This is a genomic window from Streptomyces colonosanans (genome assembly GCF_001866645.1).
Taxonomy (GTDB): Bacteria; Actinomycetota; Actinomycetes; order Streptomycetales; family Streptomycetaceae; genus Streptomyces; species Streptomyces colonosanans.
Window position 1 is genome coordinate 126,529 of record NZ_MLYP01000042.1, and the last position, 14,657, is coordinate 141,185.

At 70.2% G+C, this 14,657-nt stretch carries 13 protein-coding genes; 7 read left to right on the forward strand and 6 right to left on the reverse strand.

Going from position 1 to position 14,657, the window contains the following annotated elements; genetic code table 11:
* Positions 1-4: 4 nt before the first annotated feature.
* Both BIV24_RS16675 and BIV24_RS16680 read right to left on the reverse strand, forming a co-directional pair.
* Positions 5-1,336: an N-acylneuraminate cytidylyltransferase gene (locus tag BIV24_RS16675; RefSeq protein WP_071367091.1), complete on the reverse strand. Its 1,332-nt coding sequence runs from the start codon at positions 1,334-1,336 to the stop codon at positions 5-7.
* 41 nt (positions 1,337-1,377) lie between these two features.
* The gene (locus tag BIV24_RS16680) at positions 1,378-2,733 is read right to left on the reverse strand and encodes a DUF6716 putative glycosyltransferase (protein WP_071367092.1); all 1,356 of its coding nucleotides are present in this window, start codon (positions 2,731-2,733) and stop codon (positions 1,378-1,380) included.
* A 199-nt stretch (positions 2,734-2,932) separates the two neighbouring features.
* Here BIV24_RS16680 and BIV24_RS16685 point away from each other — a divergent pair, with 199 nt between their 5' ends.
* The 3 genes from BIV24_RS16685 (at position 2,933) to BIV24_RS16695 (ending at position 6,686) form a co-directional block, all read left to right on the forward strand.
* Positions 2,933-3,910 carry a glycosyltransferase family 2 protein gene (locus BIV24_RS16685; protein ID WP_071367093.1) on the forward strand — a complete coding sequence of 326 codons (978 nt, stop codon included), beginning with the start codon at positions 2,933-2,935 and terminating at the stop codon, positions 3,908-3,910.
* On the forward strand, positions 3,907-5,295 hold the full coding sequence (locus BIV24_RS16690; protein ID WP_071367094.1) for an alpha-2,8-polysialyltransferase family protein: 1,389 nt from the start codon (positions 3,907-3,909) through the stop codon (positions 5,293-5,295). Before BIV24_RS16685 ends, BIV24_RS16690 begins: the two co-directional genes overlap by 4 nt.
* A 176-nt stretch (positions 5,296-5,471) precedes the next feature.
* A complete protein-coding gene (locus BIV24_RS16695) occupies positions 5,472-6,686 on the forward strand; it encodes an acyltransferase family protein (RefSeq protein ID WP_079168315.1) in 1,215 nt (404 codons plus the stop codon).
* A 27-nt stretch (positions 6,687-6,713) separates the two neighbouring features.
* Here the strand turns inward: BIV24_RS16695 and leuE are convergent, their stop codons facing one another.
* Positions 6,714-7,370, reverse strand: coding sequence for a leucine efflux protein LeuE (gene leuE / locus BIV24_RS16700; RefSeq protein WP_071367095.1), 657 nt, complete (start codon positions 7,368-7,370; stop codon positions 6,714-6,716).
* Positions 7,371-7,378: 8 nt separating this feature from the next.
* Between leuE and BIV24_RS16705 the strand changes: the two genes are divergently transcribed.
* Positions 7,379-7,831 carry a DUF4158 domain-containing protein gene (locus tag BIV24_RS16705; RefSeq protein ID WP_071367096.1) on the forward strand — a complete coding sequence of 151 codons (453 nt, stop codon included), beginning with the start codon at positions 7,379-7,381 and terminating at the stop codon, positions 7,829-7,831.
* A gap of 31 nt (positions 7,832-7,862) precedes the next feature.
* On the opposite strand, the gene BIV24_RS16710 is transcribed toward BIV24_RS16705, so the two are convergent.
* Together BIV24_RS16710 and BIV24_RS16715 are read right to left on the reverse strand one after the other, a co-directional pair.
* Positions 7,863-8,534 (reverse strand): response regulator, encoded by a 672-nt coding sequence (locus BIV24_RS16710; RefSeq protein ID WP_071367097.1) that lies wholly within the window; start codon positions 8,532-8,534, stop codon positions 7,863-7,865.
* Positions 8,531-9,724: a sensor histidine kinase gene (locus BIV24_RS16715; RefSeq protein WP_071367098.1), complete on the reverse strand. Its 1,194-nt coding sequence runs from the start codon at positions 9,722-9,724 to the stop codon at positions 8,531-8,533. The genes BIV24_RS16710 and BIV24_RS16715 overlap by 4 nt, the downstream gene beginning before the upstream one ends.
* Before the next feature lie 132 nt (positions 9,725-9,856).
* Here BIV24_RS16715 and BIV24_RS16720 point away from each other — a divergent pair, with 132 nt between their 5' ends.
* Together BIV24_RS16720 and BIV24_RS16725 are read left to right on the forward strand one after the other, a co-directional pair.
* Positions 9,857-10,768 carry an ABC transporter ATP-binding protein gene (locus BIV24_RS16720; RefSeq protein WP_245766839.1) on the forward strand — a complete coding sequence of 304 codons (912 nt, stop codon included), beginning with the start codon at positions 9,857-9,859 and terminating at the stop codon, positions 10,766-10,768.
* Positions 10,765-11,646, forward strand: coding sequence for an ABC transporter permease subunit (locus BIV24_RS16725; RefSeq protein ID WP_071367099.1), 882 nt, complete (start codon positions 10,765-10,767; stop codon positions 11,644-11,646). The genes BIV24_RS16720 and BIV24_RS16725 overlap by 4 nt, the downstream gene beginning before the upstream one ends.
* A 298-nt stretch (positions 11,647-11,944) precedes the next feature.
* Here the strand turns inward: BIV24_RS16725 and BIV24_RS16730 are convergent, their stop codons facing one another.
* Complete coding sequence (locus BIV24_RS16730) at positions 11,945-13,525, reverse strand: acyl-CoA mutase large subunit family protein (protein WP_071367100.1); 1,581 nt, start codon at positions 13,523-13,525, stop codon at positions 11,945-11,947.
* 270 nt (positions 13,526-13,795) lie between these two features.
* Between BIV24_RS16730 and BIV24_RS16735 the strand changes: the two genes are divergently transcribed.
* On the forward strand, positions 13,796-14,626 hold the full coding sequence (locus BIV24_RS16735; RefSeq protein WP_107459517.1) for a L,D-transpeptidase family protein: 831 nt from the start codon (positions 13,796-13,798) through the stop codon (positions 14,624-14,626).
* The last annotated feature ends 31 nt before the right edge of the window (positions 14,627-14,657 follow it).

Below are 14,657 nucleotides of genomic sequence, written 5' to 3' on the forward strand. Positions count from 1 at the left end.
TTCCTTACTTGTCCGGTGAGTCGAGAGAGGGGCCGAGGATCCAGCTGGCGATCTCTCGGATCGCGCCGTCGCCACCCGGGACGGTGGTGACAGCGCGTGCGGCGCCGCGTACGACGTCGTGGGCGCTCGCGACCGCCACGGGCCAGCCGACGAGGCCGAAGCACGGGAGGTCGTTGACGTCGTTGCCGACGTAGAGCACGCGCTCGGGCGCGATGCCCTGCTCCTCGCACCACTGCTTCAGTGCGAGGTCCTTCCGGTCGATGCCGTGCAGGACCGGGATCTGCAGCTTCCGGGCCCGTGCGGCGACGACCGGGTTCTGCTCCGTGGACAGGATCAGCATCGCCAGGTCGCTTCTGCGCAGCGCGGCGATGCCGAGGCCGTCCCCGCGGTGCACGGAGACGAACTCGCGTCCGTCGGAGTCGATCAGCACCCTGTCGTCGGTCTGGGTGCCGTCGAAGTCGAGTACGACCGCGTCGATGTCGACGCGGGTCGGAAGGGCGCCGGGCCTGGACGCGTCGAAGAGGGGTGCGAGGGCACGGGCGCGGGCCAGGTCGTGCGGGTCGTCGATCTCCAGCACCCGGGCCGGGTCGGTGCGCACGAGTTCCGTACGGCCGAAGAAGCGGTGCCGGTGTCTGCGCAGCCCGGCCGCGTCCATGGCGTACGCGGCGCCGGTCTCCAGCAGGTCCTGGGGGCGGTCCTGGCGGCGCGGCCGGAAGGACTTGTCGTGGTTGACGCCGTACCCGCCGTCCGTGGCCGGGGCGTCGGCAAGCGCGGTGCCGCCTTCGCCGGCCTCCGGCCGGGCGGACCTCCCGTTCGCCTCGCCGGTGCGGGGCGGCACGGTGACCGGCGCGGGCTCGTCCGCCGTGTCGCGCCAGACGAAGCCGTGGAAGGGGGCCACGGTCAGCGCGGTGTCCGCGCCGTTCTCGACGACGGCCGCGGCCACCCCGTCGACGTCGTCGCGGACGAGGAACGGGCTGGTGCACTGGACGAGCAGCACCACGTCGACCGGCGAGCCGTGCAGTGCCTCGTGGGCGTCCATGGCGTGCAGGACGGCGTCCTCGGAGGTGGCGGTGTCGCCGGCGATCGCGGCGGGGCGGAGCACGGTCTCGGCGCCTGCCTCGCGGGCGGCGGCGGCGATCGCCGGGTCGTCGGTGGAGACCACGACATCGGTGATCAGCCGGGCGGCCCGGCACTCGCGCACCGCACGGGCGACCAGCGGCACACCGCCGACCGGGGCGAGGTTCTTCGCGGGCACGCCCTTGGAGCCGCCGCGCGCGGGAATCACCGCGAGCACGCGACGCAACGGCGACGCCTGTCCCGTTTCCGGGTTGGACATGGGCTCCACTCCTTGGGGTCCTGGGCGGGGTGTCCGCTCGCTCACAGCTCCCCCATCCGCCGGATCACGGGCGCGACGCGCTGCACTCCGTGGCGGTAGGCGCCACGGGCGGCGCGGCGGACGATCTGGCGTACCGGGCTGGGCGCCTTGTCGGCGGCGGGAGCGCCCGGCAGCGGGCTGCCGTCCGGGGCGAGGTGGTGGCGGGCGAGGACGCCGGGCAGATAGCCGGGCGCGGTGACGGGGGTGTAGTAGGGCTTCAGCGGCGGGAGTTCACCGGCGGCGAGCAGTTCGGCGATGCGCCGGCGCGCCGTGTCGAAGGCGGCGGCGTACCGGCTGCCCACCGCCACGCCCTGGCGGGCCACCCACCACGGGTCCGGTACGGGCTCGTGCCCGGCGTCGAGCTGGTCCCAGGAGGCCAGGCAGCCGGAGCCCACGAAGTGGTGGTTGCCGAGCGCCTCCCGCACCCCGAGGTCGGTCAGGACGACGGTGGGGACACGCCGGTGCAGGGACTCCAGCGCGGCCGTCGAACTGACCGTGACCAGCAGGTCGGTGCCGTCCAGGACCTCGCCCATGTTCCCGTACACCAGACGGAAGTTGGCCGGCAGGTCCTGCCTCTGGGCGAGCTTCTGGTACGGGAGTTCCTCGATGTGCGTGGTGTGTTCGCCCGGCTTGGAGCGGAGCTTGAGCAGCACCTCGCGCTCGGGGTGCCGGCGTGCGTGCCGGATCAGCCGGTCCAGCAGGTACGTACGGTCCGCGCGGGTCTGCGGGACGGAGGGCTGTGCGGCGAAGACGACCGTGTAGGGGGCCTTCTTCTCGTAGGGCGCACCGCCGAGGAAGGGCAGCGCCACCTCGGTCACCGACGAGGCGTCGGCGCCCACTCCCTCGTACACCGCCCGGAAACGGTCGGCGTCCTGACCGGAGTTGGCAAGGACCAGGTCCGCGCCGTGCCGCAGCAGCAGGCCGTCGGCGAGCTTCTCGTAGACGACGCCGACGTAGCCGGTGACGACGACGGGCCGCTCGGTGCGCCCCTGCCAGGCGTGGGCCAGTCCGTGCAGCATCGCCTGGACTCCGCCACCGACGAGGGCGAGCACGAGCAGGTCGTACGGCTCCTTCGTCATCTCGCGCAGGAACTCGGCGGCGGTCACCTCGCGGAGAGAGTCCGCGCGGACGCCGACCTCGTCGAGCTGGCGGGCGGTGGGGGTGGCACGGCCCCGCAGGAGGAAGCCGTCGAGCCGGATGTCCGGATCGGTGGCCCCATCGGGTGTTCCTGTCGATTCCGCGGGCTGCGTGAATTCCGTCGGTGAAATACGGTTCGCGGTGAGCGCGCCCCATTTCCACCGGGTATCGGAATCCGCTAGGACGGCTACCCGCAAGGGTTTGGCAGTACTTGCTGGCACGCCGAAGACGCTAGGAAGCGATTCCAATGTCCAGCCCAACCGGAACTCAACAAATGGTTAACAACACATCGATGGACGGGGAATCAGCCCCGGATCGACCCGCGAAAGAAGCGGGTTCACGGCTTCGCCACGCGGCGTTCACCTATCATCAAGTCGATGGTAAAGACGCGGCCCGGACCAGCCCATTAACGTCACCTTCGTGGTCAAGCTCTCCGTCATCGTGCCGTTCTACAACGTGCAGCAATACGCCCCGGATGCCCTGAGATCCCTGCGCGCGAATGCGCGCGAGGACTTCGAGTTCGTCCTCGTCGACGACTGCTCGACGGACGGGACGAAAGAAATCCTCGAGCGCGCGGAACGCGAACTGCCTGGTGCAGTGCTCATCAGGCGGGCCGAGAAAGGGGTGTCCGCCGCGCGGAATACCGGTATCGACGCGGCACGCGGCGAGTACCTGACCTTCATGGACGGCGACGACTGGGCGGCCCCCGGGTACTTCGCGCAACTGCTTGCCGCCGTCGAGTCCCTGGGCTGCGATTTCATCCGCACCGACCACGTGCGGTTCACGGGTCCGCAGCGTACGGTGCACCGCGTCCCGTTCGGGCCGCGGAACGTCGTCGTCCCGCCGCGCAGCGTGATCCTCCCGGCGGACCGCTCCACCCCGGTCGACTACCCGTACTCCTGGGCCGGCGCCTACCACCGCAGGCTGGCCGACGAGGGCCTGCTGCACTTCCCCGAGGACCTGCGCACCGCCGAGGACCGCCCGTGGATCTGGCGGCTGCACCGGAAGGCCACGTCGTTCGCCGTGCCCGACCTGCTCGGCATCTTCTACCGCAGGGGAGTCACGTCCTCGCTCACGCAGATCGGCGACATGCGGCAACTGGACTTCATCCGCGCCTTCGACCGCGTCCTGGCGGAGCTCGGCGAGGACCCCGAAGGCGAGCGGTTTCTGCCGAAGGCGGTGCGCACCTACTGCGCGATCATCACGCACCATCTGGCGACCATCGACAAGTTCGAACCGCATGTGGCGCGCAAACTGCGCTCGTCGAGCGCCGCCGCGCTGCGGCGGATGCCCCAGGACCTGCTCGCCGAGACCCTGGACTCCATGGACGTGGCACGCGCCGCCCGGCTGCGCCGACTGCGCAGGAGGCCCTCTACGGCCGGGGAGGCCGCCGCATGACCACACCGTCCACGTCCCTGCGCGCCGCGACCGGCGCGGACGGCACCCGCCGCACCACGCAGATCTTCTGCGCCTCCACCCTGTACGGCGCCGCCACGCTGGCCGCCGCGATCGACTCGGACCTGTTCGGTCCCGCGGACCGGCGGCTTCTGCTCGTCAGCAACAACAGCGCGGCACCGGAGCTGTCCCCGGCCTTCGACACCTCCCCGGGATTCACGCAGCTGCGCGACCGGTTCGACGACGTGCTGTCGTGGAACGAGGCCATCTCTCCCTTCCATCCGAGCGGTTGGGGGCCGCGCCCCGACGACCAGCCACTGTGGGAACGCCATCTGCGGCTGCTGTGGGACCTGGGCGACGACCGTGTGGAGCTGGCGGTCGAGTCCATCCAGGTGAACCCCGCGCTCGCCCTCTGCCAGATCTTCGACGGCGCCCCCGTGGACGTCTACGCGGACGGACTGATGAGCTACGGCCCGACCCGCTTCAAGATCGATCCGCTGGTCGGCACCCGGATACGGCGCGCCCTCCACCTCGACCTCGTTCCGGGCCTGAAGCCGCTGCTCCTCACGGAGTTCGCCGTCGAGCCCAAGGTCGTTCCGACGGAAGCCTTCCTGAAGGTACTCGCCCAACTCACCGCGATCTGCGACGAGTTGCCCGTGATCCACGAGCCGGCCCTGCTGCTCGGCCAATATCTCTCCGCCCTCGGCATTCTGACGCCCGAGGAAGAGGAGGACCTTCATGTGCGGATGCTGAAGGGTGCCGTCTCGCTCGGCCACCGGCGCGTGGTGTTCAAGCCGCACCCCTCGGCCCCGGCCCGCTGGTCCCAGGCCCTGGAGAAGGAGGCCGAGAATCTGGGTGCCGACCTCATGGTGCTGGACACGCCGGTCCTCGCCGAGGCGGTCTACCAGCGGATGCAGCCCGCGCTGGTCGTCGGCTGCTTCTCCACCGCCCTGCTCACCGCCTCGGCGCTGTACGGTCTGCCCGTCGCCCGCACCGGCACCGGCATCCTGCTGGAGCGGCTGACGCCGTACGAGAACAGCAACCGCGTGCCGGTGACCATCGTCGACGCGCTGCTGCCCGATCTGGCCGACCACGCCGCCGTCGCCGAGCAGCGCCGGGGCATGGACGCCGAGGGCCTGACCGAACTGATCCGGGCCGTCGGCTACGCCATGCAGTCGAAGATCTACCCGAACCTGCGCCCGGCCGCCGAGCAGTACCTGGGCACGCGCCTGGACCAGTACACCTGGCGCTACTTCAAGCGCCGCCGCCTGACCTCGCTGGCGCTGCCCGGCGGGGTCCCGTCCCAGCTGGCCTTCATCCCGCGCAATGCGACGGTGCGGCGGATGGCTCGACACGCCCGCTCGCTGAGGCGAGCGGTGGGCCGCTGAGACGCGATCCCGACAGGAGCATCGCGACGAGCATGCGCCGGGCGCGAGGACCGGGTCCGATGTCCCGGTCCTCGCCCCTCCCGTAGGTCCACCGCGCCGAGCCTGCCCGCCGCGCCCATCCGCCGGACCAGCGTCCTGAGGGCTGTCCGAGTGCCACCGCCACCGAAGGAGCGCCTGTGATCGACCCGCCCGTGGACACCCGAACAACCTCCCCGGGCATCGTGGCCGGCCCCGCCCGCCCGCCGGCCGACACACTCGGCTCCCCGAAGCCGGACAGGCCCCGGGAGTCCCGGCTGCGCGCCCTGGACGGGCTGCGCCTGGTGGCCGCCCTGATGGTGGCGGCGTACCACTACGGCGGCCGGGACGGGGAGGTGGCCCGCGCCTGGGGTGCCTCGCCACGACACGAATTCCCCACGCTGTCCCCGTACTTCGCCTACGGCTGCCTCGGCGTGCAGATCTTCTTCGTGATCAGCGGCTTCGTCATCTGCATGAGCGGCTGGAGGCGCCCGCCCGTCTCCCACCACCGCCCTTCCGAGGAAGGCGCTCCGCGCCCCTCTGCGCTGCGTTCCTTCTTCGCCTCCCGCGCTTCTCGGCTGCTGCCCGCCTACTGGGCGGCGATCATCCTCGTGACCGCTGTCTTCGCATTGCCGATGGTCGCCTTCAAGGCGGTCGCGCCGAGCGACGTACTCGTGAACCTGACGATGCTCCAGCAGCCACTGGGCGTCGACCGGGTGCTGGGCGTGTGCTGGACCCTGTGGGCGGAGATACGGTTCTACGCCCTGTTCGCGCTGTGCATCGTGCTGCCGGGCGCGAACCGGCGGCGGGTGATCCTGTTCTGCGCCTGCTGGACGCTGGCGGCGGCGATCGCGCAGGGCGCCGAGCAACCGCTGCTCGACATCGTCCTGATGCCTCAGTACGCGCCGTTCTTCATCGGCGGCGTCGGCCTGTACCTGGTGCACCGGGACCGGCGTGACGCGTACGCCTGGGGCATCGTCGGGGTCAGCTGGCTGATCGGCCAGCACTGGGCGGTCAAGGGGCTGTGGCACGCCCCGGCCGTGCACGCCTTCTCCTACCGCACCACCTTCGGCATCGTCCTCGTCGTCACCCTCGGCTTCCTCGCCGTCGCGGCGATCGCCCTCGGTTGGCTGCACTGGGCGAACTGGCGCTGGCTGACGGTCGCGGGCGCGCTGACGTACCCCTTCTACCTCGTCCACGAGCACCTGGGCTGGGTGGTCATCAAGGCCCTGCACCAGAGTCTGGGCATCCCGTCGTACGGCACCTTCCTGCTGACGGTCGCCGCGATGCTGCTGCTGGCCCGGCTGCTGAACCGGTACGTGGAGGAGCGGCTGACGCCGAGGCTGCGTACGGTGCTGTCGCGGCCACGGCCGTAGGCGACCGCCCCGGCCGCCGCCCGGCGCCTACGCGCTCGCCAGCGACAGCTTCACCGCGAAGCCCAGGAAGAGGACACCCGCGGCCGAAGTGGCCCCCGCCGAAAGCCGCTTGCGCCGGCGGAAGGCCGCCGCCAGACGCGTACCGCTGAATATGAGGGCGCTGAGGTAGAGGCAGCTGGCGAGCTGGGCGAAGGCGCCCAGGACGACGAACGAGAGCGCAGGATAGGCGTAGCCCGGGTCGACGAACTGCACGAAGAAGGCGACGAAGAAGAGGATCGCCTTGGGGTTGAACAGGCTGACGACGAAGGCGCGACGGAAGGGCCGCTCCTCGGTGCCGGTGGTGGCGGCGGCCAAGGTCTCTTCCACGGCCTTCTCCCGCCGCGCCCGCCACATCCCCCACGCGGCCCGCAGCATGCCGACCGCCAGCCACGTCAGATATCCGGCACCGGCGTACTTCACGATCCCGAACAGCAGGGCGTTCGCCTGGAGCAGCGAGGCGACGCCTGCCGCCGACAGAGTCATCAGTACGGTGTCCCCGCACCAGACCCCGGCCGCGGCCGTGTACCCGGCACGCACACCGCGCCGGGCGGCGACGGACAGCACGTACAGGGAGTTGGGCCCCGGCAGCAGGACGATGAGGACGAGGCCCGCCAAGTAGGTAGGAAGATGGATGACACCGAACATGGAGAGGAGTGTCGCACGAGGGTACGACACTCCGATTCCGTGTTTCGCGGGGCGAGACGGTCAGTCGTCACGGGTTCCGGGCGAACACCGAGGAGGACCAGGAGCGGCTGGCGGTGTGGCTGGCGACCGAGCTGTGTCCGGTGGAGCTGTCGCGGGACCAGCTGGCGGCCGCGGTGGTGGCCCGGTGCCGCAACGACCACGTCGAGCCCCCGGCGCCGGGGCAAGTGAAGCGGCTGGTGGGCAAGGCGGTCAAGGAGTTCGAGGCGCGGTTCTGCCGCAGCACCTTGGACCGGCTCAGCCACGCGACCCGCTCGCGGCTGGAGGACCTGATCGCGGGCGACACGGACGGGGAATTCACTGCCTACCCCCGTACTCACACCTATGGCTGTGTCAGTTTCCGCAAAAGCCATTTGGCGATGACTTCGGGAGTCGCTGGGCGCGGTGGCACGGATCCCGCTTGAAGTGAACGAAGCCAACAGCACGTGCGCTCGCTCAGCGCGATGGCGATACCAAGCCCAGTTCATAGGCGATGATGACCAACTGGACCCGGTCACGGGCCGCCAGCTTGGAGAACAGCCGCCCCACGTGGGCCTTGGCCGTGGCCGGGCTGATGAAGAGTCGGCCGGCGATCTCGTCGTTGGACAGGCCGCGTCCGATGAGGGTGAGTACCTCGCGTTCCCGGTCGGTGATCCCTTCGATCGCCCCGTGCCGGGGCGCGGCCGTGGGTTCGGGGCGTGCGGCGAACTCCTCGATGAGGCGGCGGGTCACGCGCGGCGCGATCAGGGCTTCGCCGGCGGCGACCACACGGATCGCGGTGAGGATGTCGTCCAAGTCCATGTCCTTGACGAGGAATCCGCTCGCGCCCGCGCGCAGCGCGCCGTAGACGTACTCGTCGTCGTCGAAGGTGGTGAGGACGAGGACCCGTGCCGTGATCGGGCCGGCGGTGATCAGCCGGGTCGCCTCGATGCCGTCCATGCCGGGCATGCGGATGTCCATCACGACCACATCGGGCCGGACGTCCTGGACCAGCTGGACCGCTTCGGCGCCCGTGCCGACTTCTCCCAGGATCTCGAGATCCGGGCTGTCCGCGATGAGCACGCGCAGCCCGGCGCGCACCAGCGGCTGGTCATCGACGAGCACGACACGGACGCGGTGAGGAGTCATCGCATCCCCGCCGGCACCGGCAGCCGCGCCGCCACGCGGAAGCCGCCTTCGGGACGGGGTCCGGCGGTGAACTGGCCGTGCAGCAGGAAGGCCCGCTCGCGCATGCCGGTGATGCCGTAGCCGATACCCGCAGGTGTGGGCCCCTGACCGTCGTCGGTGATCTCGATGGACAGTTCGTCCTCCTGATAGTCGATGACCACCCGGCACTCGTGCGTGTCCGCGTGGCGAACCACGTTGGTAAGGCCCTCCTGGATGATGCGGAAGGCGGACAGTTCGATGTCCATGGGGAGCGGGCGCCGTTCTCCTTGCCACTCCACGTCGACCCTCACGCCGCCATTCCGTGTGGTCGCGACCAGCCGGTCGACGTCGCTCATGCCCGACGCGGGGGCCAACGGCGACTCTTCCGGCTCGGCCTTGCGGAGGGATCCCAGCATGCGCCGCAGCCCGGCCAGGGTGTCCCTGCTGGTGGTCTCGATGGTGGCCAGCGCGTTGCGGGCCTCGACCGGCTGGGTCTCGATGACCCGGCGGCCCGTGCCGGCCTGGATGGCGATGATGCCAATGCTGTGCGCGACCATGTCGTGCAACTCGCGGGCAATCCGCAGCCGCTCGGCGGTGACTGCTTGCTCCGCGGCCTGGACCCGCACCGTTTCGGCGTGCTCGCGGCGCTCTTGGACGAGATAGCCGGTCAACCAGGCAAGGGCGAGCATCAGAACGAGGAACACGATGGTTGAGACGAAGACGTCCCGCCCGGTCCGGCAGTAGCCGGCGGCGGCGATCTGCTCGGTGAGCGTCAGCGCTGCAGCGGCGAGCGCGGTCCGGCGCGTCCGGGTGGCAGCGATCCAGGCGATGGCGAGATCGGTCAGCAGAGCCTGCAGACAGCCGATCTGCCATGCCTGCCCTGGCGCCATCAAGGGGAACGCCGAGGCCAATTTCGACGCCGCTGTCAAAGTCGCGGCGAACGAACCGACGAGCATCAGCATCAGGGCCGGCAACGGTCGACGCCGCAGCAGGGGAATGGTCAGAACCGAGAGTACGGCCGGCAGGAGGAGCCGCACACCGGTGGGTTCGCGTTCGTTGAGCACCGCGACGTACAGCAGGATCGGGTAGGCGAGGGCCCCGCACCAGGCCAGGGCCTGCGCCGTGGCCGGCCTCAAGCGCCAGGAGAGGGCGGCGCGGGGTGAGACGCTCATGCCGCGATCATAGGTAGGGGCCGGTGCCGGGGCATCGGCCTTGGGGCGTACGCCCCGAGGCTACAAGCGGATCCTGAGAGTGTGGCCCGCGGGCCGATGCCGTGCGGGCCGGCCCACGGCACCGTGGGCCGGGTGATCGAAGCCAACGAACTGACGAAGCGATACGGCGCCACCACCGCCGTCGACCGCCTGACCTTCACCGTCCGCCCCGGCCACGTCACCGGGTTCCTCGGCCCCAACGGCGCCGGCAAGTCCACCACGCTGCGGGTGATCCTCGGCCTGAACGACCCCAGCAGCGGCACCGTCACCGTCGACGGGCAGCCGTTCCGGGGACGCCCACGAGGGCTGCGGCACGTCGGGGCCCTGCTTGACGCCCATGACGTGCACGGCGGACGCAGCGCACGGTCGCATCTGTCGGCACTGGCGCACAGCAACGGGCTGCCGCGGCGCCGGGTGGACGAAGTCCTGGAGGAGGTGGGACTGACCACCGCTGCCCGGCGCCGCATCGGAGGGTTCTCGCTGGGGATGAAGCAACGGCTCGGCATCGCCGCCGCGCTGCTCGGTGACCCGCCCGTCCTGCTGTTCGACGAGCCGCTCAACGGGCTGGACCCGGAGGGCGTGCTGTGGGTGCGCGGCCTGTTCCATCGGCTGGCCGCCGAGGGCCGTACGGTGCTGGTCTCCAGCCATCTGATGCGCGAGGTGGAGCACACCGCCCAGCAGCTGATCGTCATCGGCCGGGGCGAGCTGATTGCCGCGGAGAGCCTGGCGGAGTTCGCAGCCCACGGCACCCGGCTCACCGTGACCGTCCGAACGCCCGAGGTCGCCCGGCTGACGTCCGTCCTCACCAAGGAGGGGGCGGCCGTCCGCGGCGAGGCCGACGGCTCGTGCACGGTGACCGGCATGGGCGCGGATCGCATCGGCGAGCTCGCCTTCCACAGCCGCGTCCTGCTGCACGAACTCGCCCCCCGCTCCGCCTCCCTGGAAGAGGCGTTCATGGGACTCACCGCCGACAGTGTCGAATACAGCGCAGGAGATGCACGATGACCGCACAGACAGTCGCCGAGCCCAAAACGTACGCGACCGCCCTCGACTCACCCACCCGCTTCCACCACCTCCTCTCCGCCGAGTGGATCAAACTGTGGTCGCTGCGTTCCACCTACTGGGTCCTCGGAATCGGCCCCCTGGCCGTCATCGGGATCAACGTGAACTCCGCTCTGTCGAATGCCGACCGGCTGGCGCATCAGCCCGAACTGCCGCCTGCCCCACCGCCAGGGCGTCCCGAGCTGCCGCAGATGCTGTTCGATCCCCTGGCGTCCGCCTTCGTCGACCCAGCCTGGCAGCTCCTCATGATCATCGCCGGCAGTGTCGGCGCCCTCGCTGTCTTCGGCGAGTACACCAGCGGACTGATCCGCACCACCTTCGCGGCCGTTCCCGCACGCCGTGCGGTGATGACAGCCAAGGTGGCCGTCATGGCGACTGTCATGCTCGTCCTCGGCACGGTCACCGCCGGCGCCTCGTTCGGCGTCACCCAGGCGATCCTGCAAGATCACCACGGCATGTCCATCGGCGACCCCGGCGCACTGCGGGCCGTCGCCGCATCCGCGCTGCTCGCGCCACTGTGCGCCCTCGTTGGCATGGCCCTCGGGGCGCTCATCCGTCACGCCGCGGGCACCGTCGTCGCTGTCGTCGGCGTGCTTCTGCTGCTGCCCACGCTGTTCATGGGCGAGACCTATCGGTGGGTCAAAGAGATCGGCAACGCGATGCCGCTCACCGCATGGCGAGCTCTGGTCCAGAACCCTGGACGGGACTACAGCGTGGACAAGTACCCGGTATCGGTCACCGAGGGGTGGATCGTGTTCGGGGCATGGTCGCTCGTCGCGGCGGCCGTCGCCGTGGCCGTCGTGCACCATCGCGATGTGTGAGCGGACCAGGTTGTTCTGTGAGAGACCCGGAGTCGATCACGTTTCCGCAGGTCGCGAGACAGTTCCGACACACTGCCGAGGCGGATCTGACGTCCGATCAAGCCGCAATCGCGTTGACGTCCTCTCCTGCCCGAGGGCAGGAGATTGCGGTCCGCACCGCTACGCGGTGCCACCTCGGGTTCCTGCTTCACCGGCCCTTGCCGCTCTCCGGGGAGATCGGTCTTACAGGGGCCTCCACAGGCGTCACTTTCCGCCCGTCCGGCGCACTGGGCAAGTGTTCGGTAGCGCACCGCCCAGCTCAGAAGGTGTCCGACGGCACGTACGTCCCCCACACCTCGCGCAGCGCGTTGCACACCTCACCCACGGTCGCGCGGGCCTTCAGGGCTTCCTTCATGGGGTAGAGGACGTTGTCCGTGCCCTCCGCGGCCTTCTTCAGGTCGGCCAGCGCCGTGTCCACCGCCGTCTGGTCCCGCTCCGCGCGCAGCTTCGCGAGGCGTTCCGCCTGCCGGGCCTCGATCGCCGGGTCGACGCGCAGTGGCTCGTAGGGCTCCTCCTCGTCGAGCTGGAAGCGGTTGACCCCGACGACCACCCGCTCGCCCGCGTCCGTCTCCTGCGCGATCCGGTACGCGTTGCGCTCGATCTCGCTCTTCTGGAAGCCGCGCTCGATCGCCGCCTCCGCGCCGCCCAGCCCTTGGACCTTCTCCATCAGCTCCAGCGTGGCGGCCTCCACCTCGTCCGTCATCTTCTCGATGACGTAACTGCCCGCGAAGGGGTCCACCGTCGCCGTCACATCGGTCTCGTACGCCAGCACCTGCTGCGTACGCAGCGCCAGCCGCGCGGACTTGTCGGTGGGGAGCGCGATCGCCTCGTCGAAGGAGTTCGTGTGCAGCGACTGCGTGCCGCCCAGCACCGCCGCCAGGCCCTGCACCGCCACCCGGACCAGGTTCACCTCCGGCTGCTGCGCGGTCAGCTGCACCCCCGCCGTCTGAGTGTGGAAGCGCAGCATCATCGACTTCGGGTTCTTCGCCCCGAACTCCTCCTTCATCACCCGCGCCCAGATCCGCCGCGCCGCGCGGAACTTGGCTACCTCCTCCAGGATCGTCGTCCGGGCCACGAAGAAGAACGACAGACGCGGGGCGAAGTCGTCCACGTCCATGCCGGCCGCGACCGCCGTCCGCACGTACTCGATGCCGTCCGCCAGCGTGAACGCGATCTCCTGGGCGGGCGAGGCTCCCGCCTCCGCCATGTGGTAGCCGGAGATCGAGATCGTGTTCCACTTCGGGATCTCGGCCTTGCAGTACTTGAAGATGTCCGCGATCAGACGCAACGACGGCTTGGGCGGGAAGATGTAGGTGCCGCGGGCGATGTACTCCTTCAGCACGTCGTTCTGAATCGTGCCTGTCAGCCGGTCCGCCGGGATGCCCTGCTCCTCGGCCACCAGTTGGTACAGGAGCAGCAGCAGCGCGGCCGGGGCGTTGATGGTCATCGACGTGGAGACCTTGTCCAGCGGGATGCCGTCGAACAGCACCCGCATGTCGTCGACCGAGTCGATGGCCACGCCCACCTTGCCGACCTCACCGTGCGCGATCGGCGCATCCGAGTCATGGCCCATCTGGGTGGGCAGGTCGAACGCCACCGACAGCCCCATCGTGCCGTTCGCGATCAGCTGCCGGTACCGCGCGTTCGACTCCGTCGCCGTACCGAACCCCGCGTACTGACGCATCGTCCAGGGACGCCCCGTGTACATCGACGGGTAGACCCCCCGGGTGAACGGGTACGCGCCCGGCTCACCCAGCTTCCCGGCCGGATCCCAGCCTTCCAGGGTCTCCGGCCCGTACACCGGCTCGATGGGCAGTCCGGACTCCGACTCGCGCGCCATGGTGTGTGCCTCCGCGTTGCTTCGATACTCGGCTTGGTGACCTGGCTTCGCTACCCGCCAGTACAGACGACCCTCGCGACGGACTGTAGCGGTGGCCGTGCGCCCGGTGGAGAGCCGCAGGCTGGGACCTTGCTCACAACCATGCCCCCTAGTTCGCCGGCGGTCACGCGCGGGAAACCTCACAGGGGAACTTCTCGGGCACCATGTCACCCACAACATGTCCGCGACAACGACGGGACATCCGGGGACCGGTCGAAGACGGGGGACGGTATGCGTACCAAGAGCATGGGGAGATCACTTGTCGCACTCGGCGCGGGCGCCGTGCTCACCGCGACGGCAGGCTGCACGGCCCAGCCCGTGGACGCCGGCGGCGGGGACGGGAAGCACCGTTCGCCGGTGCGCATCGAGGTCCCGCACTCGCCGTCCGGCGCCGGCACGCCGAGCGCCGCGCCCGCCCCGAAGGCCCCGGCCTCCGTGCTGTGGGCGCGCGGGGACACGGGTCCGGGCGTCCGTGAGCTTCAGGCCCGGCTACGGCAGGTCGCCTGGCTGTTCGACGGTCCGACGGGGACGTACGACGACCTGACCGAGAACGCCGTCAAGGGCTTCCAGGGCAAGCGCGGGCTGCCGCGCACGGGCGAGGTCGACTCCGCCACCTGGCAGCGGCTGCGGAAGATGACGCACGAACCCGGCAGGTGGGAGCTGTATCTGATGGGCGGGCAGCCGGCCGCCGCGCCGGACCCGCGCTGTATGACGGGCCGGGTGCTGTGCATCAGCAAGACGAGCCGGACGCTGCGCTGGATGATCGACGGCCGGACGGTCTCGACGATGGCAGTCCGCTTCGGCTCGCAGTACACGCCCACGCGTGAGGGTGTGTTCAGCATCTACTGGAAGTCGCGCCACCACGTGTCCACGCTCTATGACGCACCCATGCCGTACGCGATGTTCTTCAGCGGCGGTCAGGCGGTGCACTTCTCGTACGATTTCGCGGCGCGCGGATACGCCGGAGGCTCGCACGGATGCGTGAACGTACGGGACGAGACCGCGATCGCGGCGCTGTTCTCCCAGGTGCGGACCGGCGACAAGGTCGTCGTCTACTGGTGAGACCTGACGGGTCCCAGGAGAGGTGTGGGGC